Below are 26,461 nucleotides of genomic sequence, written 5' to 3'. Positions count from 1 at the left end.
CCGAACCAAAACCGTAGTTTACCGCACTTGCAACAGCAAGGCTTTGATCCTGGCAGCCTGTGTTAAACTCAGCGCCTGGTTCCTTATCGTGAAGTGCATATGGCCGACGTACAGCAAGAATCCTTTCTCCAATCCAGTGTGCGGATATATTTACGGTTGCTGGGTTACGTCAAACCTTATTGGCTGCCCTTCGCTATCAGTATCGTAGGTTTTGTGATCTTTGCCTCCAGCCAGCCGGCGATGGCTTGGATGTTGAAGTATTTTGTCGACGGTCTTACTGATGGCAATAACGGTCAGTTTCTTGGTGTGCCTTTGCTGTGGGGCTTCCCCCTGTTCATTATTCTTGTAGCCCTTTATCAAGGGGTAGGCTCTTTTTTAGGTAACTATTACCTGGCCAAGGTTTCGCTGGGCGTGGTCCATGACCTGCGCACATCGCTGTTCAATAATTTCCTGACGTTGCCCAATCAGTATTTCGACAATCACAACTCCGGCCACCTGGTCTCGCGGGTCACGTTCAATACCACCATGGTCACCGGCGCTGCCACAGATGCGATCAAAGTGGTGTTTCGTGAGGGCATGACGGTGATCTTCCTGTTCGCCTATCTGCTATGGATGAATTGGAAGCTCACGCTGGTGCTGATGGCGATCTTGCCGGTGATCGGCTTGATGGTGAACAGCACCAGCAAGAAATTCCGCAAGCAGAGCAAGAAGATTCAAACGGCGATGGGCGATGTGACCCATGTCACTTCAGAGACGATCACGGGCTACCGTGTAGTGAGAAGCTTTGGTGGCGAGCAGTACGAGACCGAGCGCTTTGATAAAGCCAGCGAGGCCAACCGCCAGCGCGGGCTCAAGATGACGCGCACCGGCGCGGTGTTTACGCCAACCTTGCAGTTGGTGACTTACGGCGCAATGGCTTTCGTCATGTTCCTGGTGCTGTATCTGCGTGGTGATGCGACGGCGGGAGATCTGGTGTCTTATATTACTGCTGCGGGTTTGTTGCCTAAGCCGGTACGCCAGTTATCTGAAGTCAGTGCCAACATTCAGAAAGGTATAGCTGCGGCGGAAAGTATTTTTGAGCAGTTGGACGAAGAGCCTGAAACAGATACTGGAACGGTGGAGCTTGAGCGCGTCAGCGGCAGGATTGAAGTCAAGGGACTGAAGTTCAGCTACCCCAATACCGACAAGCTGGTACTGGACGATATCAACTTCACTATCGAGCCCGGCCAGATGGTCGCACTGGTAGGGCGCTCCGGCAGTGGCAAGTCAACCCTGGCCAGCCTGATTCCGCGCTTCTATCAGCATACCGAAGGCGAAATCCTGATCGATAATGTGGAGGTGGCGGACTATAAGTTGCGCAACCTGCGTCGGCATATCGCCCTGGTCACGCAACATGTGACCTTGTTCAACGATACGGTCGCCAATAATATTGCCTACGGCGACCTCGCTGGTGCACCGCGAGATGCGATTGAAGAAGCGACCGAGAAGGCCTATGCCAAGGAGTTCATCGACAAGCTGCCCCAGGGCCTAGATACCATGGTCGGAGAGAATGGCGTGCTGCTCTCCGGCGGGCAGCGTCAGCGTCTGGCGATTGCCAGGGCGTTGCTCAAGGACGCGCCCCTGCTGATTCTCGACGAGGCTACCTCGGCATTGGATACTGAGTCCGAACGGCATATCCAGGCCGCTCTGGACCGGGTTATGGAAGGCCGCACGACGCTGGTGATCGCACACCGGCTGTCGACCATCGAGAAGGCCGATATCATCATGGTGATGGACCAGGGCCGCATTGTGGAGCGTGGAAGCCACGCCGAGTTGATCGAGCAGAATGGTTATTACGCCCGCTTGCATAGCATGCAGTTCCAGGATGAAGTCAAGTCCGAATCCTGAGATTACTGGCCCGTATTGGCCGACAGAAGACAGGTGTACACGACATATGAAACTGACCATGCCCCGTTTTGACTCCGCCCCGGTTCTGGTGGTTGGTGATGTAATGCTCGACCGTTATTGGCATGGCCCAACGCATCGGATTTCCCCGGAAGCGCCGGTGCCAGTGGTCAAGGTCGAGCAGATCGAAGATCGCCCTGGCGGCGCAGGTAACGTGGCTTTGAATATTGCCGCGTTGGGTGCGCCAGCCTGGCTGGTGGGTGTCACTGGGGATGACGAGGCGGGGCTGAGCTTGCAACAGCGCCTGAACGCCGCTGGCGTTTATTGTGCATTTCAGGCGCATTCGGGCAAGACCACCATTACCAAACTGCGGGTCATGAGCCGCCACCAGCAACTGATCCGGCTGGACTTTGAAGAACCGTTCAAGACCGATGGCGATGCCTTGCTTGATTCGGTGCGGGGCTTGCTGGATAAAGTTAAGGTCATGATTCTGTCGGATTATGGCAAAGGCGCACTGGTCAACCATCAGGCGCTGATAGCGCTGGCGCGCGAACGCGGCGTACCGGTGCTGGCCGACCCCAAGGGTAAGGATTTCAGTATCTACCGCGGTGCGACCTTGATCACACCGAACCTGTCGGAGTTTGAAGCGGTGGTGGGCCATTGTTCAAGCGAGCAGATGTTGGTCGACAAGGGCATGGCGTTGATTGCCGAGTTGGACCTTGAGGCCATGCTGGTTACCCGCAGTGAGCACGGCATGACCCTGTTGCGGCGGGACGAGCCGGCAATGCACCTCCCTGCGCGCGCGCGGGAGGTGTTCGATGTCACTGGTGCTGGCGATACGGTGATTTCCACCTTGGGCACTGCGCTTGCAGCGGGGGAGAGTCTGCCGCATGCTGTTGGCTTGTCTAATCTGGCGGCGGGTATTGTAATCGGCAAGCTGGGCACCGCCGCTGTCAGTGCGCCAGAGTTACGCCGCGCGGTCCAGCGTGAACAGGGTAGCGAGCGGGGAGTATTGGGTCTCGAACAGCTTCTGCAAGCGGTGGAGGATGCGCGGGCTCACGGCGAGCGTATTGTCTTCACCAATGGCTGTTTCGACATTATTCATGCCGGCCATGTTGGCTATCTTGAAGAGGCCCGTAGCTTGGGTGACAGGTTGATTGTGGCGATCAATGACGACGCCTCGGTGACCCGTTTGAAAGGGCCTGGGCGACCGATCAATAGCGTTGAGCGTCGTATGGCGGTGCTGGCAGGTCTGGGTGCAGTTGATTGGGTGATCAGCTTCGCCGAGGATACGCCGGAGGCGCTCCTGGCACAGATCAAGCCAGACGTGCTGGTCAAGGGTGGCGATTACAGCGTCGACCAGGTGGTTGGTGCAGCCATTGTTCAGGCTAGCGGTGGCGAAGTGAAAGTGCTCAACTTCGTGGAAAGCTGTTCCACCACGGCTATCGTCGAGAAAATCCGTCAGCGAGAATAGGACTGGCGCCCGGTCAGGTCTGCGCGTTTTTCTGCCGGCGTGATCTGCGTGCAGCGGCTGCGCTGGAGAAGACCATGCCTTCGGTATTGAGGATGAATTTAAACCGCGCGCCGCCTAGCCCAGACTGATCAATGACCAGTTCACCTTCATAGCTCTCGATGATGTCCTTGACGACGGATAAGCCGATACCCTGGCCGGCGTGCTGTGCGTCCAGACGTTCCCCGCGGCGCAGAATGACCTCACGTTGATGCTCGGGTACGCCCGCACCATCATCTTCGACTATGATTTCGCAATGGCCGGCAGTGTGCCGCGCGCTTACGTGTACCTGCTTTAGGCATAGCCGATAAGCATTTTCCAGCAGGTTGCCGAGCATCTCCATCAGCGCGCCGCGCTCCATGGGTACCCAGAAATTGTCAGCCAAATCCAGTTGCAGGTGCACCTGCTTATCATCATAGACTTTAGCAAGCGTGCTGGTGACTGACACCAGCAGCGGATCGAGCTGCACGCGGTGCTGCACTAGGCCACTTCTGCGCAGGCTGGCCCGGCGTAACTGAAAATCGATTTGCTGACTCATGCGGTTGATCTGGGTTTGTAATATGTCCGCCTGTTCGCGGCTGGGTTCCTGGGCCACGCGTTCAGCCACGCTCTGTAGAACCGCAAGAGGGGTCTTCAGGCTGTGGGCCAGATCGGCGAGTGAGTCCTGATAGCGTTGTCGTTGTCGTCGTTCGCTGTCCAACAACCGATTTAGCGAGCGCGTCAGGCGCAGGAGTTCGCGGGGGTGCTGCTCACCAAGCTGGTCGCGGTGTCCGCCTTCTATCTGATCGAGCTCGCGGCTCAAGGATTTCAATGCGCGAAAGCCCCAGGTCAGGCCCAGCCACAAGAGCACTAATAGAATCAGCAAGCCACCGCCCAACCAGGTGTATAGCTGACGGTCAAATTTTTGGGTCAGCGGCAAAAACTCGCTTTTGGGTAGCATGGTGATAAAGCTAAACGGGGGGTTGCTAGAGTCATCAAGGAATACCTCGACGTCGTAGACGTAATAGCCGTTGCCATTTTCGTTATAAATCTGCAAGAAATCGGTGGTGCCGCCACTATAGAAAGGCGCGTATTGCACGGCCTGACCCTGCGCAGATCGAGAACTCCAGAGCAACGTGCCGGACTGGTCATAGACAAAGCCCAGCAGAGTCGCTTCAGGCAAATTAAATTCCTCGTCCGGCATCTTCTCCGGCATTTGCAATATGCCGTTGTGCAGCTGTGCAGTGCTGATCATGGTGTTGGTGTCCGCGGCCAGGCGCTGCTGAATGATCTGCTCCATGGTCTGATCGAAGGCATTTTGCAGTACTGGCAGCAAGGCCAGCATAAAGAGAATCGCTAGTGCTGAGGCGCCGAGCATCAATCGCGAGCGTAACGAGCGCATCACGTACAGCGCTCATTGAACAGATAGCCTAGGCCCCTTATGGTTTCGATCGGTTTGAGCAGTGGGCAAGCGGCTTCCAGCTTGCGCCGTAGGCGCCCGACCAAGACTTCGATGACATTGGGGTCACGCTCTTCATCGTCGGGGTACAACTGCTCGATCAATCGCTCTTTAGCCACCACCTGCTGATGATGGCGCATCAGGTATTCAAGAATGCGGTACTCGAAGGCGGTGAGAGGCAGCACTTGCTCGTCGACGCTGGCTTGTTTGCGGTTGATATCAAGGCGCAGTGGGCCTGCTTCTATAGAGGCTTGAACAAAACCGTAGGAGCGTCTTAACAGGGCATTCAGCCGTGCTTCGAGCTCTTCAAATTGGAAGGGTTTGACCACGTAGTCGTCGGCGCCAGCAGAGAGGCCTTCAACTTTGTCCTGCCAGTTACCTCGGGCCGTGAGAATAAGAATGGGCAGGCTTTTGCCCTGGCTACGAATTTCGCGGATCAGATCCAGACCGCTCATGCCGGGGAGGCCCAGGTCAATGACGGCCAGGTCATGATTGAACTCCTTGACCTGATAAAGCGCGTTTTCGGCGTTTTCGGTGGCGTCCACGATATGTCCACGCTCGCTGAAGCGGGTGGCCAGATGTTGGCGTAACAAGGATTCATCTTCGACCAACAACAGCTTCATATGGTCCCCCGTGAAGTTTGGCCTGCGGCCAACGCATGAAAACCTGCCTGATGATTCAGGCAGGTTTCATTATACGGGTTAGAAGTTGTAGTTCACGCCAATATAGAACTGTTCGCTGCTCTTCAGATCAAGCGAGCCCAGATTGCTGCCGCCGCGCGGGTTCAGATCTGTGCTGGCATTGCTGCGCAGATAGCGGTAGCCGCCTTCAACGGAAGCATTGGTATTCGCCACTTGATGCAGCAGGCCAGCTTGTACGCCGGCAGCGTAGCCGATGTCGCTGTCGCGGCTGAAGCCGGTAGACTCTTGCTCAAGCTTGATCAGGCCCAAAGTGCCGCCGACAAACAGATTGGTTCTTTCGGCGATCGGAACGAAGGCGTCATAGCTGCCGAGCAGATTCTGCTGGCGCAGCTTGAACGGGCCTGATGTGCCGGACTGGTTTTCGTAGGTAGCGTAGTAGCGACCTGCATCAGTCTTCTGGCCTGCACGGATCCCCCAAGTGCTGCTGTCGTCAATCACGCGGTCGAAGTTCTGGTTGGGCAGATTTTGTTTCAGGCTTCCGGAGCGCTGTACGTTGTTGCTGGTTTCGCCCCACGTCAGCCCTACAAAGTTGTCAGCGGCGTGAGCTGATACGCTGGCGAACGCAAGGGTTGTGCCGGCAGCAAGTATTTTCAGGGTGTTTTTCATGTATTTCTCCGTAGGGATGTCTTGTGAACACGGAGAACATCTTGCCTGAACCTGGCTGAACCAAGCCTGTACGCTCGCTGAACCAGAGCTGAACAGATGCGATGCAAGCCCGATGCTGGGCTGTTACAGGCGGGCTAGACCTTCCGGCCATTGACTGCGCGGCTCTTCGATTACCCAGCCGGTTTGCTTGGCCAAGGCTTCGCTAAGCCAAATATTCTTTGGTCTGCGCGGTACCAACTCGCCTTGCTCCAGGCTGAACAGTTTGCCGGTGGCGACGCCTTCACTCATTTCCGCCAGGAAAATCTCCGGGCGCTGGTAATTCATTTCGACCAACAACTGATTCTTTTCTGTATCCATATGCTCATCAGCATGCAGCATGGTCAGCCCAGGGCAGTTCTCCGGCAATTGTAATTGCATGGAGTACACCAGCTGCAGGGAATTGGTCGGCAGGTGGACGTAGGCGCGCGGGCGTTCTATCAGGTGCAACTCCCGGCACAATACCGGGTGCGCAGCACCGCGGTGTGATGTGAGCTGATAGGCATGCCGCTTACTTAGTGGCAGGTTGGCGGAATAGGGGGTGGGCAGCCAGGTCTCCATGTAGCGGCCTTGCAGCCATCCTCTATTGCTTTCCAGCAGTAGCTCTTCGGCAATTTCGGTCATTACCGTCAGCAAGGGGACGCGCAGTTCATGCGCAGGCACATAGCCGGAAATCAGCTTGAGTACATTATCTTCCTGCTCGGTGCGATCCTGACGGATCAATACACGGAAATCTCGACCCTGCCAGCTCAGGCTCAAGTCGACAGATACACCCATATTGGCGACAGTCAGCTCGAACGACGCGGGGTCGGACACCGATACGGGTTGACGCAAGTCCTGCATTTCGGCGAAGCCCAAGGGGTTGCCTATAGGGGTGTAGCACAGGACTTCAGGGCTGGCTTTAACGTGAATCGCCTGGGTCTTGAAAGTGACCGGGTTCTTTCGGGCAATAATGCGCGACATGCACTTCCCTCTGGTTTTATAAACTGTCCAGCACCTTGAGGGCGCTGGCGACATTCTGCTGCAGATGCCGGGGGTTTATGGTGCCGATAATGGCGGAGGCCACCGCGGGGTGGGCGAAGACCAGTTCCAGGCTCTTTTGCGCCGGGTCGTTACCCTGAAGGCAAAGGTGTCCGCTGGCAAGAGCTTTTTTAATCAGAATGCCCTTGTTGTGTGACAGGGCGAAGTCCAGCACCGGGCGCTCACGCTGGTCTTGCAGGTTGTAGGTGACCATCGCGCAGTCGCCGGTCTGCAATGCCGCAATGCCGCCTTCGACGGTCTTGCCGGAAAAGCCAAAGGCGCGAATCAACCCGTCCTGCTTGAGTTGCGCAAGCGTGGGGTAGACCTCGCTGCTTAATACGTCCAGATCATGGCCGTCAGAGTGCACCAGCACCAGATCCAAGTAGTCTGTGGCGAGCCGCGTTAGCGACCGCTCTACAGAATAGCGGGTATGGCTGGCGCTGAAATCAAAACGTGACTGGCCGTGCTCGAATTCTTCGCCTACCTTGCTGCAGATAACCCATTTCTGTCGTTGCCCGGCCAGTAGGGTGCCCAGGCGCTCCTCGCTGGTGCCGTAGGCGGGCGCGGTATCGATCAGATTGATCCCCAGGTCTTGCGCCAGCGCGAGCAACTCAAGCGCGTGCTGATCATCCGGCAGATCGAATTGCTGCGGATATTTTACCCCTTGATTACGTCCTAGCTTGACGGTCCCCAGGCCCAGCGGTGAAACCATCAGTCCGCTGTCACCGAGGGGCCGGTAGTGGCTGTGCAGGGTGTTCATTGGAAGCAGATATCCCATACCGGCAAGGCCACGGGCGGCCTCGGCAATGCGCTGTAGTCATCTGACAAACCAGGCTTGATGCCCTGCTGCTGCAGCGCAGCAATTGCCTGATCGCTGAGGTCAGGTGCTAACGCCAGCTTGGTTGGCCAACTGACCAGCACATTTTGTACTGCCTGCAAATAAGCCGTGTCCGGTCTGGCTGCGCCGCTTTGCGCCGGCTCGGCCCGATTGACCGGCAGCGTGGTCCAGTGACACTGCTGCAGGTCTATCCAAGGTAGAAGCTCGGACAGTTCCTGTTGGGCGCGACGCACCAGTGCATCCGGTGCCAGGTTGACACCCTGTTCGGCCAGCTCGCCACCCAGGTACCAGCACCACTGGCCATCGGCGCAGGGGTGGGTGGTCACCGTCATGCGCGGTTTGGGGCTGTTGCCCAGGCAGTGGGCGTACAGCGGCGGTAATGCTTCGCCCTTGACCAGCACCATTTGCAGCGGCCTGCGCTGCATGGCGGGCTGAGTTACGCCCCAATCCTGTAATAGACCCTCATTGCCTTCGCCGGCGGTCAGTATGTAGCGCTGTGCTTTGATTCTGCGGCCATTGATGCGAATACTGTCGACGCTGCCGTCCTCGCGGCGCTCGACATGCGGCGCGCTGTCAGCCACCAGGCTATCGCCTGCCAGCTCGCTCAAGCGCCGCACGACATCAGGCACATCCATGACCAACTCGGCCAACCGATAGACCTTACCCTTGAAGGCTGGGTTGGCGAAGACCGCAGGCAACTCACTGCCCTTGACCGCATCCACTCGGCCGCGCAGCGCCTTGCTGGCAAAAAAACCGGCGAGATTGCTGATCAGGCTGCCGGGGGACCACAAGTAATGGTGTTCGGAAAGAACCCGTGCGCCGCGCAAATCCAGTTCACCATCGCCTTGCAGGCAAGCACGCCAGCGCTCGGGCATGGCTGAAATGGCTTCGGCCGCCTGGGTCAATTTGCCGTGCAGTGCGTATTTGGTGCCGCCGTGAATAATACCCTGCGACTTGCCGCTCTGGCCTCCGCCCAAGGCGCCACGCTCAATCAGCAGGGTGCTGTAACCCATGCCCCGCAGGCGTGCATTCAGCCATAGGCCGGCGATGCCGCCGCCGAGGATACAGATATCGGTTTCCAGGGTTGTACTCATAAGCTCCGGTGCTTTTGCTGAAAAGAGTCCTAGTATAGACACTGCCGGTGCTTCGGGTCACATCTGCTACTATGAGTCGCACCCCGCCAGGGTGCCGTTGCCTTGTAAACCCTGTCTTGTCAGCCTTCCGAGGAGCACTCATGTCGCGCACGCTCTACAGTCTCATCTTTACCCTGTGTATGCCGCTGATCTTGTTGCGTCTGCTCTACCGTGCGCGCAAAGCGCCGGCCTACAGAAAGCGTTGGCATGAACGTTTTGCCCTGGGTGGCGATGTGCGTCCAGGCGGGATCTGGGTGCATGCCGTGTCTGTTGGCGAAAGCATTGCCGCAGCGCCATTGGTCCGCCAGCTGCTGCGCAGCTACCCACACTTGCCGTTGACCATAACCTGCATGACGCCCACCGGCTCAGAGCAGATCCGCAAACTGTTTGGCGATCAGGTGGGGCACGCCTACCTGCCCTATGACCTGCCCTGGTTACAGCGGCGCTTTATCAAGCGTCTGCGGCCGCATATCGGCATCATTATGGAAACCGAGCTGTGGCCGAACATGGTGCGCGAGGCCAAGGACCAAGGGATACCCCTGGTGCTCGCCAATGCCCGGTTGTCCGAGCGCTCCGCGCGGGGCTATCGGCGTATCAGTTGGCTGGTCGAGCCGATGTTTGCCGCGCTGGACTGGGTGGCGGTGCAAACCCAGGCCGAAGCCATGCGATTCGAGCGCTTGGGTGTCAGCCCGGACGCCATGCAGGTGACCGGCAGTATCAAATTTGATTTGCAGCCTGAGCCTGAAATTGTGCAGCAGGCAGCCGCGTTGCGGGCCACTTGGGGGCAGCGGCCGGTGTGGATTGCTGCCAGTACCCACGCGGGTGAGGATGAACAGGTCCTGGCGGCCCACCGCGAGGTGCTGGCGGCCCATCCCGAGGCATTGCTGATTCTGGTGCCGCGCCATCCCGAGCGTTTTGACGATGTCGCTGAGCTGATCGAAACGGCGGGCATGCCGATGGTAAGACGCAGCTCCGAAGCTACTCCGGCTGCGACCGATCAGGTCTTTCTCGGCGACAGCATGGGCGAATTGATGATGCTGTATGGCTGCGCCGACGTCGCCTTTATTGGTGGCACGCTGGCGGCCCACGGCGGCCACAATTACCTTGAACCTGCCGCGCTGGGCTTGCCGATCATCTCTGGCCCGCATCGCTATAATTTTGCTGAAATCAGCGAGCTACTGGAAGGTGCAGGCGCGCTGCGTCAAGTGCGCGATGCCAAAACCCTGGCTGCCGCAGTGAGCGAGTGGCTGGAGCAGCCTGAAGCGGCGCGTCGGGCCGGTGCGGCCGGGCAGGGGGTGGTGCAGGATAATCAAGGTGCGCTTGAGCGATTGCTGAAGGGTATTGCCCAGCGGCTCAAATAGAAGACAAAAAAACACCGGGCGTCACCCGGTGTTTTTTTACTTGTGTACGCCGCAGCTTAGAAGGAGCTGCGCATTCTGCTGCCTTCTTCGGTTGCTGGCGCCTGGCGACCCAGTGACATGCGCTGGGCTTCTTCTTCGGTGAAGGGCGGTATGAAGTCGCGATCAGGGTCGTAATCAGGGTTCAGCCAGCGCGACAGATCGACCAGATCTTCTGGGCTCAGCGTGCCTGCAGACTGCTTGAGACTCAGGTTGTCGATAATGTAGTTATAGCGCACGGTGTTGTAATCGCGGACGGCGCGGAACAGGTTGCGCTGGGCTTCCAGTACATCGACGACGTTACGTGTACCTACTTCATATCCGGTCTGAGTGGCATCCAGTGCCGCTTTGCCGGAGATGATAGCCTGCCGCCGGGCTTCTACTTCTTCGACGCTGGACGTCACCGTGCGATACAGATTCCGGGTGCTCTCGACTACCCGCCGCAGTTGCGCTTCACTATTGTGCTCAGCCTGGGTGAGCCGGTGGCCGGATTCACGAATGCCGGAACTGGTCGCCCCGCCGGTATACAGCGGCATGGTCAGCTCGACGCCGAAGCTGGTCAGCTCAGTGTCGCCGTTACCCTGTTGACCAGTCCCTACACCGCCCGTGCTACCAAGGTTAGCTCCGCCGCCACTGTTGTTGTAGCGCACAAAGGCATCGACCGATGGCGCGTAGGCGGAGCGGCTGCTGCGCAGGGTGTCGGATGCGCTGGTAATTGCGAGCCGCGTGGCCTGCAAGTTCAAATTCTGAGCTGCCGCGGTATTCACCCATTGTTGCAGGTCGTTGGGCGTCGGCGGCAGGATTGGCAGGTCATGACTCATGCCCATCAGCTCGTCGTAGTCGCGATTAGTTAGCCGGGTCAATGCCTGGTAGCTGACCGTCAGGTTGGTCTGCGCTGTCAGGCGCGCGGCGCGGGAGCTGTCAAAGCCGGCAAGGGCTTCCAGCACGTCAGTACGAGCGGATAGCCCGACATCAAAACGTTCACGCGCCTGATCCAATTGACGCTCGAACGCGTCCTCTTCAGCGCGGGCGGTGGCTAGATTGTCCGATGCCCGCAGTACGTTGAAATAGGCTTCGGCGACTTCAAGGATGAGCGCCTGCTGCGTAGCGGAAAATTCAATCTGCGCCTGGGCACTCAAGGACTTGGCCGCTTGATAGTTAAACCAGCGATCAGCGCGAAACAGCGGCTGGGTAAGGCTGGCTTGGTAATAGTCTGTGGTGTAGGAGTCGCTGCCTGCGCCGTCCACATCGACCTCCTCACGTGCCACGCCGGCGCCAAGCGCTATGTTGGGCAGCAACAGGGCACGGGTCTGCGGCAGCACCTCTTGGCGAGCCAGGGCATCGGATTGGGCCGCAGCCAGGTCAGCACTGTTGGCCAGCGATTCCTGATAGACGGTAAGCAGGTCGGTCTTGGCCAGCGCCTGACTGGACAAACCAGCCAGCATAAGGGCAACAAACAGGGGGCGCAGCATGCAGTGATCCTTCGCATGAATGGAATAATCAGCCAAGGCTAAGGACTAGCACGCTGGCGGTCAAGCAATGCTTGGGGCGTGCATGGGAACAAAGTGTTTCGTTGTGCTGTCGCGCTTGTAGTGCAGGCTTGCAGCCGGCCTGTGCGGGCATTAAGCTGGCAACTCATCTTGACGGGGTGCCGGCAGCGTTAGTGCTGTGGGCTGAGATAATACCCGTTGAACCTGAACCGGCTAGTACCGGCGTAGGAATCGAGATAAGCACTCGCTGAAGTCCAGCTCGTGGTCAGTGTGGTATGCCGTTTCGGTTCCCTGCGAACTTGCCCGCAGTGGAGCAACATCAATGAACAGCCGTTTGCCCGATAATGCAATTGCCTCCTCTGGCGCTGATAGCGCTGCAACCCAGCCTTTCCCTGGTTCACGAAAGATCCATGTCACCGGGTCGCGCGCGGACATTCGCGTGCCCATGCGCGAGATCAGTCTGGCGGATACTCCGACGGAATTGGGCGGCGAACAGAATGCCCCCGTCCTGGTTTACGATACCTCCGGCCCTTATTCTGATCCCGAGGCGCGGATTGATCTGCGCGCCGGCCTGGCGGATGTGCGCGGAGCCTGGATTGACGAGCGCGGCGATACTGAAAAACTTCCGGGTCTGAGCTCCGAGTTCGGCAGTGCCCGCCTGGCCAATCCGGCGCTGGACTCCATGCGCTTCGCGCATGTGCGCAATCCGCGCCGCGCGCTGGCCGGGCGCAACGTCAGCCAGATGCATTACGCTCGTCGGGGCATCATCACTCCGGAGATGGAATTCATCGCGATTCGCGAGAATATGCAGCTGCAGGCCGCTCGTGATGCTGGATTAACCCGGAATCAGCATGCCGGGCACAGCTTCGGTGCGAGCATTCCCAAGGATATTACCGCTGAATTTGTGCGTGATGAAGTCGCGCGTGGTCGGGCGATCATTCCAGCCAATATCAATCATCCAGAGCTGGAGCCGATGATCATCGGGCGCAATTTCCTGGTGAAGATCAACGGCAATATCGGCAACTCGGCACTGGGCTCTTCCATCGAGGAGGAGGTGGAGAAAATGACTTGGGGTATTCGCTGGGGCTCGGACACGGTGATGGACCTGTCCACCGGCAAGAATATTCATGAAACCCGGGAGTGGATCATCCGCAACTCGCCAGTGCCGATCGGCACGGTGCCTATTTATCAGGCGCTGGAAAAAGTCGATGGCGTAGCTGAAAACCTGACCTGGGAGATCTTCCGCGACACGTTGATTGAACAGGCCGAGCAGGGCGTGGATTATTTCACCATTCATGCTGGGGTCTTGCTGCGCTATGTGCCCATGACCGCCAAGCGCGTGACCGGCATCGTTTCGCGGGGCGGCTCGATTATGGCCAAGTGGTGTCTGGCGCATCACCAGGAAAACTTCCTCTACACGCATTTTGAAGATATCTGCGAGATCATGAAGGCGTATGACGTGTCCTTTTCGCTGGGCGACGGTCTACGCCCCGGTTCTATTGCCGATGCCAATGACGAAGCGCAGTTCGGCGAACTGGAGACCCTGGGTGAGCTGACCAAGCTGGCCTGGAAGCACGACGTGCAATGCATGATCGAAGGCCCCGGGCATGTGCCGATGCAACTGATCAAGGAGAACATGGACAAGCAGCTGGAATGTTGTGATGAGGCGCCTTTTTACACTCTGGGGCCGCTGACCACGGATATTGCGCCGGGTTACGATCACATCACCTCAGGCATTGGTGCGGCGATGATTGGCTGGTTCGGCTGTGCGATGCTCTGTTATGTCACGCCCAAGGAGCATCTGGGCCTGCCTAACCGCGATGACGTAAAAACCGGCATCATCACCTACAAGATTGCTGCCCATGCCGCCGATCTGGCCAAGGGGCATCCCGGCGCGCAGATTCGCGATAACGCCCTGAGCAAGGCGCGCTTCGAATTTCGCTGGGAGGACCAGTTCAATCTTGGGCTGGACCCGGATACGGCGCGGTCCTTCCATGATGAAACCTTGCCCAAGGATTCCGCCAAGGTCGCGCATTTCTGCTCGATGTGCGGCCCCAAGTTCTGCTCGATGAAGATTACTCAGGAAGTGCGTGATTACGCGGCTGCGCAGCGGATTGACGCCGTTGATGTGGCGGTCGAGGAGGGCATGCAGGCCAAGTCCAGGGAGTTCCGTTCGACCGGCTCGCAGTTGTATCAAAAGGTCTGAAGTCTTGTCGGGGCTCTTGCCGAGTTCCAGGTAGGTGTGCGAGTTTAAGGGCTGGGTTCAATATTCTAAGCCGACTCGGACATCTTCAGGGGCAGCGTAATTTGACCATTTTTTCCCGCAACGACGTTGAGATTATCCACCGGGAGCCCGGATTCAAGGGCTTTTACCGGGTGGATGTGCTGACGTTGCGTCATCGGCTGTTCAATGGTGGCTGGGGGCCAGAGTTGCGCCGCGAGTTGTTTGTGCGTCCTGATGCCGTGTGTGTTCTGCCCTATGACCCCTGGCAAGATCAGGTGGTTTTGATTGAGCAGGTGCGTATCGGCGCGCTGGAGAAAAGCGAGCGACCCTGGCTGCTGGAGCTGGTCGCCGGACTGATCGACAAGGATGAGTCGCCCGAAGAAGTGGCCCATCGCGAGGCGCAGGAAGAAGCTGACCTGACGCTTCGGGAGCTGCTGCCGATCACCCGGTATTTCCCCTCTCCCGGTGGTAGTGACGAGCAAGTACATCTGTATTGCGCACTGGTAGACAGTCGTAGCGCAGGCGGTATTCATGGGCTGCAGGAGGAGGGCGAGGATATTCGCGTCAGTTGCTGGTCTAGGCTGGAGGCCATCGACGCCATGCAGCAGGGAGTCATAAATAATGCTGCCAGCATTATTGCGCTGCAGTGGTTGGCGATGAACGCCGAGCGCCTGCAGGCCGAGGCTGGAGCGCAGCCATGATGGTTAAACGCAAGCCGCGCTACCGGGTCGACCTGGTCAGCCTGCAGGCGGTGTGCGAGACCAATTATTGGCGGCTACTCAAGTTGATGCCAGGCATGCACGACCACAGTGAACACCAGGTACATGTCGAGGCGCAGGACGGTCAGCAGCAGGTGTTGCAAATGAAGGTGTTGGAGCGCTGTCGCTACACGTCAACCCTGCAGTTGATCTATCAGCGCGAACACCAGTGGCTGTCACCGCCCAGCATGGAAGTGCGCCTGTATCACGACGCTGGCATGGCCGAGGTGGTGGCGGCCTACAATCGCCGGCGTTTTCGTGGCGTTTACCCCTACCCCAACGAACAGATGCTCCAACCGGACGAGAAATTTCAGCTCAATCAGTTCCTTGGCGAATGGCTGGGTTATTGCCAGCGGTATGGTCAGAGTGCTCATCCTGTTATTATCCAGCGCTGATATTATCGTGCACACCCTTTGCGTGCGGGCGTTGTGATGCAGTCGCTGGATTCTCTGCTATCCAGTTGCCATTATAGAACTCAAAAAAAGTGACCAGGAGCAGGTGATCGATGCTATCACCGGTAACAACGCGAGCAGATCATGTCTGTGTATTGCAACTGACCGACAGCCACCTCTATGCTGATCCGGGCGCCGATCTACTGGGCCTGGACACGCATGAGAGCCTGCAAGCGGTCATTGATCTGGTGCTGGATGAGCAGCCAACGATGGACTTGGTGCTGGCCACGGGTGATATTGCCCAGGATGGCAGCGAGGCGGCTTACCAGCGCTTTATGAACGCCATGCAGCGCTTGCCTGCTCCGTGCCACTGGATTGCCGGTAATCATGACAACGCCGAGTTAATGCAGCAGTTGGGCGCGGAATCGGGCTTGAGTCGCGAATGGGTTGATCTCGGACGCTGGCGTATCGTACTGCTGAACTCCAATATCCCCGGCGCTGTGGCCGGCCATCTTGGCGCTACCGAGCTGGCGGTCCTTGACCGGGCGCTGGAGGGGGCGGGTGAGCGATTTGTGATGGTATGCCTGCACCACCATCCGGTACCGATAGGTTGCGGTTGGATGGATCCGCTGGGCTTGCTGAACGCGCCTGATTTGCTCGGCCGGCTCGAGGCTGATCAGCGGGTCAGGTTGGTGCTCTGGGGGCATATTCATCAGCATTTTGATCAGCAGCGCGCTGGTTTAAGGCTGTTAGCCTCGCCCTCGACCTGTGTACAGTTCGCTGCCCACAGTGAGAACTTCGCCACCGATGAGCGGGCACCGGGTTACCGCTGGTTACGTTTGTTCGACGACGGACATGTTGAAACCGCAGTCTCCCGGCTTGCCGAGGGTCGTTTTCTGCCGGACCCTGGCGCAACCGGCTACTGACCGGGGGTGCGATGGCATTGGCACGGCCGGGTCAAGGCAGATACTATTCAATACGGCCGGCAGCACTGCCGGTCAGTGCTGCCGGCCGAACATTGAACAGTCTCCGAGTTGACCGCTGCTGTAAGCTAGGACCGACATACCCCTGCTCCCACGGAATCAAGGAAAACCAGACAGCTTATGTCCCAATCGACTTATAACGCCGATGCACTGGAAGTCCTCAGTGGTTTGGATCCGGTACGTCGTCGCCCGGGCATGTATACCGACACCACCCGCCCCAACCACTTGGCGCAGGAGGTCATCGACAACAGTGTTGACGAAGCCTTGGCCGGTCATGCGCGCTGCATCTCGGTCGTCCTGCATCAGGACAACGCGCTGGAGGTATCGGATGACGGCCGCGGCATGCCGGTCGACATGCATGCCGAGGAGGGTGTCTCTGGTGTGGAGTTGATCTTCACCCGGTTGCACGCGGGCGGTAAATTTTCCAGCAAGAACTATATGTTTTCCGGTGGTCTGCACGGCGTCGGCATTTCCGTGGTTAATGCATTGTCCCTGCGGGTCAACGTACGCGTGCGACGTGACGGCCAGGAATACGCCATGGCCTTCGAGCATGGTGAAAAAGTCAGCGAGCTGGAAGTGGTTGGTACGGTTGGCAAACGCAATACCGGCACCACCGTGACCTTCTGGCCGGATTCCAGTTACTTCGATTCGCCCAAGTTCAGCATCAGCCGGCTCAAACACCTGCTCAAGGCCAAGGCGGTACTCTGCCCAGGCCTGAAAGTGGAGTTCGACGATCGCCAATCTGGCGAGCAGCACACTTGGTTATATGAAGAAGGCTTGCGCGATTATCTGATGGACGCCTGCGCCGAATGGCCCAAGCTGCCGGAAGAGCCCTTTACCGGTGCGCTCAAGGCGCGCCAGGAAACCGTGGACTGGGCGGTGCTGTGGCTGCCTGAGGGCGGCGACCTGATTCAGGAAAGTTACGTTAACCTGATCCCCACGGCGCAGGGCGGCACTCACGTCAATGGGTTGCGCGCCGGGCTGCTGGAGGCGATTCGCGAGTTCTGCGAATTTCGCAATCTGTTACCACGCGGCGTCAAGCTGGCGCCGGAGGACGTTTGGGAGCGCGTCAGCTATGTGCTCTCGCTGAAGATGGCCGAGGCACAGTTTTCTGGCCAAACCAAGGAGCGGCTCTCGTCTCGCGAATCTGCCGCCTTTGTCTCCGGGGTAGTGAAAGATGCCTTCAGCCTCTGGCTGAACCAGCATGCTGAAATCGGCATGCAGATTGCCGAACTGGCGATCAACCATGCTGGCCGGCGCCTGAAAGCCGGCAAGAAAATCGAACGCAAGCGCATTACTCAAGGCCCGGCCCTACCGGGCAAGTTGGCTGATTGCGCCGGGCAGGACAGCCGCCGCTCTGAGCTGTTTCTGGTCGAAGGTGACTCGGCCGGCGGCAGCGCCAAGCAGGCACGCGACAAGGAATTTCAGGCGGTAATGCCACTGCGCGGCAAGATTCTCAATACCTGGGAAGTCGATTCCGGCGAAGTGCTGGGCTCACAGGAAGTGCACGATATCGCCGTGGCCATTGGTGTGGACCCGGGATCACCGGATCTGCAGCAGTTGCGCTATGGCAAGATCTGCATTCTGGCGGACGCCGATTCTGACGGTCTGCATATTGCGACACTGCTCTGCGCGCTGTTTGTGAAGCATTTCCAACCGCTGGTCGCAGCCGGCCATGTGTTTGTTGCGATGCCGCCGTTGTACCGCATCGACGTGGGCAAGGAGCTGTTCTACGCGCTGGACGATGCCGAGAAGCAGGGCATCCTCGACCGCATCGAAGCCGAGGGCAAGCGCGGCAAGATTCAGGTTACCCGCTTCAAAGGCTTGGGTGAGATGAATCCGCTGCAGCTACGGGAAACCACCATGGCGCCGGACACGCGGCGTTTGGTGCAGCTAACCATTGATGATATGCCGGGTACCGAAGCCTTGATGGACATGCTGTTGGCGAAGAAGCGCGCACCTGATCGCAAGGCCTGGTTAGAGAGTAAGGGCGATCTGGCCGAGGTACTGCTCTGATAACGGATCTGCTCCGATTTCACGAGGAATTCGCATGAGCGAGGCAGCACCGACCCAGCGCATTGGCAAAGTGATGATGATCCTGGCCTGGGTGGCTGGTTTGTTCCTTGCCGTGCAGTGGTTTTCCGGTATTGAGGAGCGCAAGCGCAACCCCAATCAAACGCCGGCATCGATAATGGCCGGTGACGCAGTTGAAGTACGGCTGCTGGCCAACCGCCAGGGGCATTATCTGCTGAACGGCCAGATCAATGGCCGGGATGTGACTTTTTTGCTCGATACCGGTGCTACCTTCGTCGCCATTCCGGCATCAGTGGCGCAGCGTTTGCAACTGACACAGGGGCGGCGCTTTCAGGTCAATACCGCCAACGGCACGGCGGACAGTTATGCCACGAGGATAGACCGCCTGCAATTGGGTGATATACACCTTCGGGATGTGGACGCGGGCATTGTGCCGGGCATGGGTGGTAATGATATTTTGCTGGGCATGAGTGCCCTGCAGCAATTGGAATTCAGTCAGCAGGGCGGTGAGCTGATCTTGCGGCAGTATCCTTGACCGAAATTCCCGACCGAACACGAAATAGAGGATAAGTATGAGCGACAGTCTGGATCTGAGTATGGATGGGGTGGAGCGCCGCGCGCTGTCCTCCTTTACCGAGGAGGCCTATCTCAACTACTCCATGTACGTGATCATGGACCGGGCTCTGCCGCATATTGGCGACGGCTTGAAGCCGGTGCAGCGGCGCATCATCTATGCGATGAGTGAGCTGGGGCTGTCCGCCACGTCCAAGCATAAGAAGTCGGCCAGAACCATCGGCGACGTGCTGGGTAAGTATCATCCGCACGGTGACTCCGCCTGCTATGAAGCCATGGTGCTCATGGCCCAGCCGTTTTCCTATCGCTATCCGTTGGTCGATGGTCAGGGCAACTGGGGCGCGCCAGACGACCCCAAGTCCTTCGCCGCCATGCGCTATACCGAAGCGCGCCTAGCCCGTTACAGTGAGGTGCTGCTGACCGAAGTGGGCCAGGGCACAGTCGACTGGCAGCCCAATTTCGATGGCACCATGGATGAACCCATGGTGCTGCCGGCGCGTTTGCCCAACCTGCTGCTCAACGGCACCACCGGTATTGCGGTGGGGATGGCAACCGATATACCGCCGCATAACCTGCGTGAAGTAGCTGCGGCTTGTGTACGCCTGCTGGACGACCCGGGTGCAGGGCTCGATGAGCTGATGGAGCATATCCAGGGACCGGATTACCCTACCGAAGCAGAAATCATCACCCCGCGTAGCGAGCTGCTCAAGCTGTATGCCACCGGTAAAGGATCGGTGCGCAGCCGTGCTGTCTGGGTGCGCGAGGAGGGTGATATCGTCGTTACCGCGCTGCCGCATCAGGTCTCTGGCTCCAAGGTGCTGGAACAGATCGCGGCGCAGATGCAGGCGAAGAAATTGCCGATGGTAGCTGACCTGCGGGATGAGTCGGACCATGAAAATCCGACGCGGATTGTGATAGTGCCCCGCTCCAACCGGGTTGATCCTGAGGAGCTGATGCAGCATCTGTTTGCGACCACTGAGCTGGAGCACAGCTACCGGGTCAACATGAATGTGATCGGCACCGATGGCCGGCCTTCAGTCAAGGATCTGCGTGGGCTGATCAGCGAATGGTTGGGCTTTCGGGTCTCGACCGTCAGACGGCGTTTGCAGTACCGTCTGGACAAGGTGTTGGCACGCCTGCACCTGTTGGAAGGTCTGCAGATCGCCTGGCTGAATCTCGATGAAGTGATTCATATCATCCGTACCGAGGAGCATCCGCGGGCTGAATTGATGTCGCGTTTTGGCCTCAGTGAGCTGCAGGCGGATTATATCCTCGACACACGCCTGCGGCAGTTAGCACGCATCGAAGAGATGAAGATTCGCGCCGAGCAGGATCTGCTGGAAGAGGAGCGCGACAAGCTTCAGGCGGTCTTGGGTAGTGAAAAGCTGCTGCGCAATCTGGTGCGCGATGAACTGATTGCCGATGCAGAAACCTACGGTGATGATCGGCGTTCGCCGCTGGTCGAGCGCAGCGAAGCACGCGCCCTTTCGGAAACAGAATTACTTCCCTCAGAGCCTGTCACTGTGGTGCTGTCCGAGAAGGGCTGGATACGCTGTGCCAAGGGCCATGAGGTGGATGGTCGTACCCTGGCTTACAGGGCAGGTGATGCCTTCCAGGGGCAGGCCAGCGGCCGCTCCAATCAGCAGGCGGTGGTCATCGACTCCACTGGACGCAGTTATTCGCTGCTGGCGCATACTTTGCCTTCGGCTCGCGGCCAGGGTGAGCCGTTGACCGGGCGCCTGAGCCCGCCGCCGGGTGCCGGGTTTGAAAGCATCCTGATGCCTGATGAGCAGGCGCTATACCTGCTGGCTTCGGATGCAGGCTACGGTTTTGTCGTGCAGGGCAGCGATTTGCTGGCCAAAAACAAGAACGGCAAGGCGCTGTTAAGTTTGCCCGAGGGCGGTAAAGTTATCTCGCCGCTGCTGGTCAGCGATCAGCGCAGTGACCTGGTGGTGGCGATTTCAAATGAAGGGCGCTTGCTGGTATTTCCGCTGGCTGATCTGCCGCAGCTGGCCAAGGGCAAAGGCAACAAGATACTGTCACTGCCTTCTGCTCGGGTGAAAACCCGCGAGGAGTTTTTGCTGGGACTGGCGTTGCTCTCAGTCGATGCCAATTTGGTGCTGACGGCGGGCAAGCGCACCTTGACGCTCAAGCCGGCTGATCTGGAGCATTATCGTGGCGAGCGTGGCCGGCGTGGCAACAAGCTGCCACGCGGTTTCCAGAAGGTCGATCTGATCAGTGTCGAAGCGGGTCGTGCTGCAGCGCTCAACTCTGACGCTGTTGGTAAAAATGACTGAGTTGCTGTTCCAACATCGCCTGGTAGGGGTCCTGTAGCCGCTCAATGCAGTAGATTCCCGGCTGACTCGCCAGGCGCCGTACCACGGCGCGCTGGCGCATGGCTGCGCAATTGGCCAGACTGGAATCCAATAGCAATAAATTGCGGCTGTACTGAACTTGCTCTATCAGCGTCTGGCAGGCGGGCTGCTCACTCAGTTCCTGCGGGGGTACGTCGCGCAGGCAGGGTGCGTGGCATAGGGCCAAGTGCAAGTGCAAGGTGATGCCGGTGTCGGCAATTTCTACTTGCAGGTCATGGCCGAGTACTCGCAGCAGTTCGCCACAGCATAGGGCGTGCGTCAGCTCGTCCTGACGGCACTCGCGGGCGTTGAATAGCACCAGGCTGGTGCCGTCGTGCAAGGTCTGGATGTGCCCATTGTAGAGCTCGCAGGCGCGGTCCAGTTGCTCACGGTAACGTCCCAGTAAAGCCATCAGTCTTGGGCGTGGCAAACGGCGCAATGCCTCCTGGTTGCCCAGGCGAATCGCCAGAACGGTGGTCTCCAGCGGCGCAGGCGGCGGGGCAACCGGCTCGCCATCCTCTGGACTGGCTGCTGCGGCCTCGGTTTGCGCCGCATCGACCGCTTTCTGCGTGGCGGTAGTCAGCGCTGGCGGGGCATCGGCTAGGCTATTCCCGATGCTCTCCGGGTCTGTAGCCCTTTCTGGCTCCGCGGCGCTGGGATCACTGCGGTCTGCACTTGCATCCGCACTTGCGTCCGTACTTGAAGGTGTCAGCAGATGGGTGTCCAGGGTGTCTGGCAGGTGCAGGTCTGAAAGCGGCGTATCAGCGTCAAGTTCAGACGCTGTGTGCTGGGCCGGTGGACTTAGGGCATCACTTTCTTCTGTCAGGCGATCAACGCCGTCGTCGGTTTTCTGCTGATCAGCTATTGGTGGCTCGATCACCTGCGCGGCAGGATCATGATATTGACGCCCCATCTGCCGTGCCAGATCACCCAGCTCATCGCGTCGATCCTGCCCGGGCGCAGGCGAGTCTGCTTGCCATTCGCCGAGCTGCCGCAAGGCTTTACGCATGTTGCCGGCCATGCGCCAGGCAAAAAAACCAGCAATCAGGATGAGCAATAGGGCCGCCCAGGTGAATTGCCGCAGGAGACTGTTGACCGGGGCCATAAACGGCTCTGCCGCCAGGCTGAGTTGAACCTGACCTGCCAGCGTATCCTGAATATGCACCGCAGCATTAAACTGCCCCTGCCCTGGCGCCATGCGTGATGCGCTGATGCGATCCCCGGCCTCGGCAATCATGCGGTTCTCAAGGGTAAATACCCGAGTGTGTGCGACCAGAGGGCTCTGCCGCCATTGTGCGAGCAGTATGTTCAGGCTTAACTGGTCATTCGCAGCCAGCGGCTCAGCGACCGAGGCGGCTATCTGTTTTACCAGCGCATTGCCCACAGCGTCAGCCTGGCGGCCAGTAGTCTGTTTTAACTCGGTGAAGGCAAGTACGCCCATCCACAGCATCAGTAGTACCAGCGGCAATATGCCGAGCATCAGCAATTTGCCGGTCAGTTTCACGCTGTGCTGACGCCACGTGGCATAGCTGCGCAAAAACAGGTTGTCGGAAGGGGGCGGTGTCGGGTTCAAGGGGAGACTCGGTCAGTGGAAAAGAGTGGTGATCAGGCCTGGGCGCGAAGGCTGCGTGCAGTATAGCCATTCCCACCTGAGGGCAAAAGGCTGCATCTGTGAGCGAGTGGCCAATTGCAGGTAGAATAGACGGCCATGCGCTAAGACACCCCTAGACTGGAGCGGCCCCTTTGAATGAAATCGTCCTGATCAATATTACCGGCCCGGACCGGCCCGGTTTGACTGCGGCCATTACGGGCATTCTAGCCCGCGCCGAAGTTAATATCCTGGATATCGGCCAGGCGGTTATTCACGATACCTTGTCGTTTGGCATTCTGGTCGAGATGGTGGGACAGGAGGGCATGGCCGACGTGCTCAAGGATGTGTTGTTCCGTGGCTACGAGCTGGATCAGCAGGTGCGTTTCACGCCGGTGAGTGCTGACGAGTACAGCCGTTGGGTGACTGGCCAGGGCAAGCCGCGACACATAGTTACCTTGCTGGCGCGCAGAGTGACTGCCGAGCATATTGCGCAGGTCAGTGAAATCACCGCACGTTACGGTTTGAATATTGATCATATTGACCGCTTGTCCGGGCGTATCCCTGAAGGTTTACCGGCCGATCAAGGCAAGGGTTGTATTGAGTTTTCCGTGCGTGGCGAGCCAGCGGATCCAGCAAAATTGCGTGCCGAGTTTCTAACCATTGCCCAGCAGCTGAATGTGGATATCGCTTTCCAGCAAGACAGTATTTTCCGGCGCAACCGTCGGCTGGTGGTGTTCGACATGGACTCCACCCTGATTGATGCCGAGGTGATTGACGAGCTGGCCAAGGCCGCGGGTGTGGGCGAGCAGGTGTCAGCCATTACCGAGCGCGCGATGCGTGGCGAGCTGGATTTTCAGGCCAGTTTTCGCGAGCGCATGGCGTTGCTCAAGGGGCTGCCGGTCGCGGTGCTGGAGGAGATTGGCGCGTCCTTGAAGTTGACTGAAGGCGCCGAAACCTTGATCAGCCAGTTGCGCCGCCTGGGTTACAAAACAGCCATCCTGTCGGGTGGTTTCAGCTATTTTGCTGATCAGTTGCAGCAGCGACTGGGAATCGATTATGTGTATGCCAATGCGCTGCCGGTAAAGGACGGTCTGGTCACTGGTGAGGTGCTGGAACCTATCGTCGACGGTCAGCGCAAGGCAGATTTGCTGCGTGAGTTGGCCGAGCGAGAGGGCATCAGCCTGGAGCAGACGATTGCGGTTGGGGACGGCGCTAATGATCTGCCAATGTTGTCGATTGCCGGTCTGGGTGTGGCTTTCAGGGCCAAGCCCTTGGTCAAGCAGTCAGCTAAGCAGGCGATCTCGACTCTCGGCCTGGATGGGATTTTGTACTTGTTGGGATTCCGGGATCGCGAAGGGTTTTAATGCAGAAGGGTTCAAGGGGCCTGCAGGCCCCTGCTTTACTGGTAAGTTATTCCGCTGAAAAGTCGTAGTTCATGCTCTCACTAGGTGATTGCAGGTAATGCCCTTGTATATAGTTGACCCCCGCCTGCCACAGCGTTGGCATCATGGTCGCGCTGTCTACATAGGGCACTATGGTCAATTTGCCCTGCGCATGCAGTGTGGTCACCATTTCCTTGAGTGCATTGACAATGTCCGGGTCAGTTAAGTCGCGGCTGAACGAGCCGTCTATCTTTATGAAGTCAACTTGCAGATGCTTCAATGCCGCGTAGGGATTCAGAGCACAACCAAAATGGCTGAGCGACGCTTTGCAGTGCAGGCTGTGCAGTGATTCGATCAAGGATTTTGCCTGCTTCATATAGGTGTTGGCGTCGGCATCATTGAACTGGAAGATCAGGCTGTCGGGCGGTAAGCGGCTTGCCTTGAGCTGGCCGGCAACCCAGCGCACAAGCTCTGCATCTTGCAGGCTGGCGCTGCTCAGGTTGAGCAGCAGGCGAGTGTCGGCACCTTTGGCGCGATGGTTGGAAAGCACCTTGATGGCCCGGGTGATAACCCAGCGATCAATCTGCAGCGCCAGTCCCGATTCCTGCGCGGCGGGCAGAAAGTCGGCCGCCGGAACTTCTTCGCCTTGGCTGTTTATTAGGCGCAGATAGGTTTCATAGTGCTCGGAGCTGTCACCTCTGAGACTGATGACCGGTTGGAATAGGAGTTTGAAACTGTTGGTCTCCAGCGCGTGCTTCACCAAAGCGATCAGGTTGCCGCGATTGGCCTGGTGAGCCAGTTCCTCCAGCGGATTGAATATTCTGATGGCATTGCCGCCGGCTTGGCTGATCTGGTCGGCGAGCCGGTGGGCGCGGTCGATCGCTTCTTCCGGCTTTGGGCTGGTTTCGCTGATGGAGGAGATACCCATGCTGACGGTGATCTGGACAGTGCGGCCGTTCGCCTCAAACAGCGTCGCTTCGATTTTTCGGCGTAGCTCTTCAAGCATCCCGTTGATAGCTTCGGGTTCTTTGCCCGCCAGCAAAATGCTGCAAGCGTCGTCGCTGAAACGAGCAATTAGCGTATCTTCTGTAAAGGCTTGCCTGAGCATTTGCGCCAGATCACTCAGAATCAGATCTGAACCGCCGATACCGATGTCGCTTTGTACGCCATTGAAATTGTCAATGCTCAGATAAATCAGGCTGCTAGCCTGGCCGGTATGCACTGCCTGCTCGCTGACCTTGCCAAGTTGCTCCTGAAAATAGGAACGATTGTACAGGCCGGTAACCAGGTCCTGGCTGGCCATTACTTTGAGCTTTTCCTCGAATTCGGCACTGGCCGTTTCAGCTCGGATGACCACCTGGGTGCAGGGCTCTCCATCGTAGCTGGCCGGGGTAAAGGTCAGCATGATAGGGAATTCCTTGCCATCAACATCGATCCCGCTACAGCGCATCTCATTCTTGTCACCCTGCGCGCTGTAACTGCGCAGGAAGGTTTTGAACGTGGCCTGATCCTTGCTAGCGATCAGACCTACCATGGGTTCAGCCGCCAGGTCATCAGGATCTTCATAGCCAAAAAGCCGTATATACGAGCGGTTAGCATAAATGTGCATGCCGTCGTGCACATAAGCGATAGCATCAACCGAGCTATCAAGCAGTAACTGGCAGCGCTTTTCCGCTTCACGCAGACTTTGCTCGGCAATGCGCAGTTGGCGGCGCGCCTCCAGGCTGGCCAGCTCGCGCTTGACGACCATGGTCAGCACGGCTTCGGCACCCTCCGGAATCACATCGCGCATGCCGCTGCGCATGCCCTCGGTGCGGGCCTGCTCCCCGGCTTCGGGGCTAATCAACAGGAAGGGGATGTCGCGGGATTGTCGGGTGATCAACTCACAGGCGTCGGTAGCACTCATAAAGCTGGTTTGTGGTACGGCCAGGCACAGATCCCAAGTCTGTTGCAGGCATTCTTGAAGATCCTCAACGGAGGTAATGCGATGCGCGCGGGTAGCATGTCCGGCATTGCGCAGAAGACTGACGAGGTGCTCGGCATCATTCTGCGAGTCGTCAAGAATCAGTAGGCGGATCGCGTTTGAGTCTGTGCCCATGGTCGTCCAGGTCTATGCG

General features: G+C 58.3%; 20 protein-coding genes and 1 riboswitch. Of the genes, 11 read left to right on the top strand and 9 right to left on the bottom strand.

Annotated features, from left to right (window positions below; genetic code table 11):
* Nucleotides 1-99: 99 nt before the first annotated feature.
* Both msbA and hldE read left to right on the top strand, forming a co-directional pair.
* Nucleotides 100-1,887: a lipid A export permease/ATP-binding protein MsbA gene (gene msbA / locus K787_RS0103480; protein ID WP_022961404.1), complete on the top strand. Its 1,788-nt coding sequence runs from the start codon at nucleotides 100-102 to the stop codon at nucleotides 1,885-1,887.
* A gap of 46 nt (nucleotides 1,888-1,933) precedes the next feature.
* Entirely contained in the window at nucleotides 1,934-3,358 is a 1,425-nt protein-coding gene (gene hldE / locus K787_RS0103475) for a bifunctional D-glycero-beta-D-manno-heptose-7-phosphate kinase/D-glycero-beta-D-manno-heptose 1-phosphate adenylyltransferase HldE (RefSeq protein WP_022961403.1), read from the top strand.
* Between the two features lie 13 nt (nucleotides 3,359-3,371).
* On the opposite strand, the gene K787_RS22030 is transcribed toward hldE, so the two are convergent.
* From K787_RS22030 to K787_RS0103445, 6 genes are all read right to left on the bottom strand, one after another.
* Nucleotides 3,372-4,778: an ATP-binding protein gene (locus K787_RS22030; RefSeq protein ID WP_201765091.1), complete on the bottom strand. Its 1,407-nt coding sequence runs from the start codon at nucleotides 4,776-4,778 to the stop codon at nucleotides 3,372-3,374.
* Complete coding sequence (locus K787_RS0103465) at nucleotides 4,775-5,455, bottom strand: response regulator transcription factor (protein WP_022961401.1); 681 nt, start codon at nucleotides 5,453-5,455, stop codon at nucleotides 4,775-4,777. The genes K787_RS22030 and K787_RS0103465 overlap by 4 nt, the downstream gene beginning before the upstream one ends.
* A 78-nt stretch (nucleotides 5,456-5,533) precedes the next feature.
* A complete protein-coding gene (locus tag K787_RS0103460) occupies nucleotides 5,534-6,139 on the bottom strand; it encodes a membrane protein (RefSeq protein WP_022961400.1) in 606 nt (201 codons plus the stop codon).
* Between the two features lie 123 nt (nucleotides 6,140-6,262).
* Nucleotides 6,263-7,138 (bottom strand): hypothetical protein, encoded by an 876-nt coding sequence (locus K787_RS0103455; RefSeq protein ID WP_022961399.1) that lies wholly within the window; start codon nucleotides 7,136-7,138, stop codon nucleotides 6,263-6,265.
* A gap of 16 nt (nucleotides 7,139-7,154) precedes the next feature.
* Nucleotides 7,155-7,955, bottom strand: coding sequence for an aldo/keto reductase (locus tag K787_RS0103450; RefSeq protein ID WP_022961398.1), 801 nt, complete (start codon nucleotides 7,953-7,955; stop codon nucleotides 7,155-7,157).
* Nucleotides 7,952-9,127 (bottom strand): FAD-dependent oxidoreductase, encoded by a 1,176-nt coding sequence (locus K787_RS0103445; RefSeq protein ID WP_022961397.1) that lies wholly within the window; start codon nucleotides 9,125-9,127, stop codon nucleotides 7,952-7,954. The genes K787_RS0103450 and K787_RS0103445 overlap by 4 nt, the downstream gene beginning before the upstream one ends.
* Before the next feature lie 140 nt (nucleotides 9,128-9,267).
* Here K787_RS0103445 and waaA point away from each other — a divergent pair, with 140 nt between their 5' ends.
* Nucleotides 9,268-10,527 carry a lipid IV(A) 3-deoxy-D-manno-octulosonic acid transferase gene (gene waaA, locus K787_RS0103440; RefSeq protein ID WP_022961396.1) on the top strand — a complete coding sequence of 420 codons (1,260 nt, stop codon included), beginning with the start codon at nucleotides 9,268-9,270 and terminating at the stop codon, nucleotides 10,525-10,527.
* A 56-nt stretch (nucleotides 10,528-10,583) separates the two neighbouring features.
* On the opposite strand, the gene K787_RS22025 is transcribed toward waaA, so the two are convergent.
* The gene (locus K787_RS22025; RefSeq protein ID WP_022961395.1) at nucleotides 10,584-12,035 is read right to left on the bottom strand and encodes a TolC family outer membrane protein; all 1,452 of its coding nucleotides are present in this window, start codon (nucleotides 12,033-12,035) and stop codon (nucleotides 10,584-10,586) included.
* 162 nt (nucleotides 12,036-12,197) lie between these two features.
* Nucleotides 12,198-12,301, top strand: a riboswitch (TPP riboswitch).
* Nucleotides 12,302-12,375: 74 nt separating this feature from the next.
* Between K787_RS22025 and thiC the strand changes: the two genes are divergently transcribed.
* The 7 genes from thiC (at nucleotide 12,376) to parC (ending at nucleotide 21,314) form a co-directional block, all read left to right on the top strand.
* Nucleotides 12,376-14,259, top strand: coding sequence for a phosphomethylpyrimidine synthase ThiC (gene thiC / locus K787_RS0103430; RefSeq protein ID WP_022961394.1), 1,884 nt, complete (start codon nucleotides 12,376-12,378; stop codon nucleotides 14,257-14,259).
* Between the two features lie 101 nt (nucleotides 14,260-14,360).
* Nucleotides 14,361-14,978 (top strand): NUDIX domain-containing protein, encoded by a 618-nt coding sequence (locus tag K787_RS0103425; protein WP_022961393.1) that lies wholly within the window; start codon nucleotides 14,361-14,363, stop codon nucleotides 14,976-14,978.
* Complete coding sequence (locus K787_RS0103420; protein WP_028614552.1) at nucleotides 14,978-15,430, top strand: DUF1249 domain-containing protein; 453 nt, start codon at nucleotides 14,978-14,980, stop codon at nucleotides 15,428-15,430. Before K787_RS0103425 ends, K787_RS0103420 begins: the two co-directional genes overlap by 1 nt.
* A gap of 110 nt (nucleotides 15,431-15,540) precedes the next feature.
* Nucleotides 15,541-16,353 (top strand): 3',5'-cyclic-AMP phosphodiesterase, encoded by an 813-nt coding sequence (gene cpdA, locus K787_RS0103415; RefSeq protein ID WP_022961391.1) that lies wholly within the window; start codon nucleotides 15,541-15,543, stop codon nucleotides 16,351-16,353.
* A 177-nt stretch (nucleotides 16,354-16,530) separates the two neighbouring features.
* Nucleotides 16,531-18,426 (top strand): DNA topoisomerase IV subunit B, encoded by a 1,896-nt coding sequence (gene parE / locus K787_RS0103410; protein ID WP_022961390.1) that lies wholly within the window; start codon nucleotides 16,531-16,533, stop codon nucleotides 18,424-18,426.
* Nucleotides 18,427-18,460: 34 nt separating this feature from the next.
* On the top strand, nucleotides 18,461-18,979 hold the full coding sequence (locus K787_RS0103405; RefSeq protein ID WP_022961389.1) for a retropepsin-like aspartic protease family protein: 519 nt from the start codon (nucleotides 18,461-18,463) through the stop codon (nucleotides 18,977-18,979).
* A 37-nt stretch (nucleotides 18,980-19,016) separates the two neighbouring features.
* Nucleotides 19,017-21,314 carry a DNA topoisomerase IV subunit A gene (gene parC / locus K787_RS0103400; RefSeq protein WP_022961388.1) on the top strand — a complete coding sequence of 766 codons (2,298 nt, stop codon included), beginning with the start codon at nucleotides 19,017-19,019 and terminating at the stop codon, nucleotides 21,312-21,314.
* On the opposite strand, the gene K787_RS0103395 is transcribed toward parC, so the two are convergent.
* Nucleotides 21,283-22,944 (bottom strand): hypothetical protein, encoded by a 1,662-nt coding sequence (locus tag K787_RS0103395; protein WP_022961387.1) that lies wholly within the window; start codon nucleotides 22,942-22,944, stop codon nucleotides 21,283-21,285. The two genes, parC and K787_RS0103395, sit on opposite strands and share 32 nt — an antisense overlap.
* Nucleotides 22,945-23,114: 170 nt before the next feature.
* On the opposite strand from K787_RS0103395, the gene serB reads away from it, so the two are divergent.
* Nucleotides 23,115-24,326 (top strand): phosphoserine phosphatase SerB, encoded by a 1,212-nt coding sequence (gene serB / locus K787_RS0103390; RefSeq protein WP_022961386.1) that lies wholly within the window; start codon nucleotides 23,115-23,117, stop codon nucleotides 24,324-24,326.
* Nucleotides 24,327-24,372: 46 nt separating this feature from the next.
* Here serB and K787_RS0103385 read toward each other — a convergent pair whose 3' ends face one another.
* Nucleotides 24,373-26,442, bottom strand: a complete 2,070-nt coding sequence (locus tag K787_RS0103385; protein WP_022961385.1) for a bifunctional diguanylate cyclase/phosphodiesterase — start codon at nucleotides 26,440-26,442, stop codon at nucleotides 24,373-24,375.
* Nucleotides 26,443-26,461: the final 19 nt, after the last annotated feature.

It is taken from the genome of Halopseudomonas pelagia CL-AP6 (assembly GCF_000410875.1).
In the GTDB taxonomy this organism is placed as follows: Bacteria; Pseudomonadota; Gammaproteobacteria; order Pseudomonadales; family Pseudomonadaceae; genus Halopseudomonas; species Halopseudomonas pelagia.
This window is presented reverse-complemented; position numbering and strand designations above follow the sequence as displayed.

What these genes read in the sequence shown, in the direction of transcription:
- K787_RS0103445 (WP_022961397.1), bottom strand. Translation starts at nt 9,127, where the DNA reads ATGAGTACAACCCTGGAAACCGATATCTGTATCCTCGGCGGCGGCATC.
- K787_RS0103455 (WP_022961399.1), bottom strand. Translation starts at nt 7,138, where the DNA reads ATGTCGCGCATTATTGCCCGAAAGAACCCGGTCACTTTCAAGACCCAG.
- K787_RS22025 (WP_022961395.1), bottom strand. Translation starts at nt 12,035, where the DNA reads ATGCTGCGCCCCCTGTTTGTTGCCCTTATGCTGGCTGGTTTGTCCAGT.
- K787_RS0103385 (WP_022961385.1), bottom strand. Translation starts at nt 26,442, where the DNA reads ATGGGCACAGACTCAAACGCGATCCGCCTACTGATTCTTGACGACTCG.
- K787_RS0103450 (WP_022961398.1), bottom strand. Translation starts at nt 7,955, where the DNA reads ATGAACACCCTGCACAGCCACTACCGGCCCCTCGGTGACAGCGGACTG.
- parE (WP_022961390.1), top strand. Translation starts at nt 16,531, where the DNA reads ATGTCCCAATCGACTTATAACGCCGATGCACTGGAAGTCCTCAGTGGT.
- waaA (WP_022961396.1), top strand. Translation starts at nt 9,268, where the DNA reads ATGTCGCGCACGCTCTACAGTCTCATCTTTACCCTGTGTATGCCGCTG.
- K787_RS0103460 (WP_022961400.1), bottom strand. Translation starts at nt 6,139, where the DNA reads ATGAAAAACACCCTGAAAATACTTGCTGCCGGCACAACCCTTGCGTTC.
- K787_RS0103405 (WP_022961389.1), top strand. Translation starts at nt 18,461, where the DNA reads ATGAGCGAGGCAGCACCGACCCAGCGCATTGGCAAAGTGATGATGATC.
- K787_RS0103420 (WP_028614552.1), top strand. Translation starts at nt 14,978, where the DNA reads ATGGTTAAACGCAAGCCGCGCTACCGGGTCGACCTGGTCAGCCTGCAG.
- thiC (WP_022961394.1), top strand. Translation starts at nt 12,376, where the DNA reads ATGAACAGCCGTTTGCCCGATAATGCAATTGCCTCCTCTGGCGCTGAT.
- cpdA (WP_022961391.1), top strand. Translation starts at nt 15,541, where the DNA reads ATGCTATCACCGGTAACAACGCGAGCAGATCATGTCTGTGTATTGCAA.
- msbA (WP_022961404.1), top strand. Translation starts at nt 100, where the DNA reads ATGGCCGACGTACAGCAAGAATCCTTTCTCCAATCCAGTGTGCGGATA.
- hldE (WP_022961403.1), top strand. Translation starts at nt 1,934, where the DNA reads ATGAAACTGACCATGCCCCGTTTTGACTCCGCCCCGGTTCTGGTGGTT.
- parC (WP_022961388.1), top strand. Translation starts at nt 19,017, where the DNA reads ATGAGCGACAGTCTGGATCTGAGTATGGATGGGGTGGAGCGCCGCGCG.
- K787_RS0103465 (WP_022961401.1), bottom strand. Translation starts at nt 5,455, where the DNA reads ATGAAGCTGTTGTTGGTCGAAGATGAATCCTTGTTACGCCAACATCTG.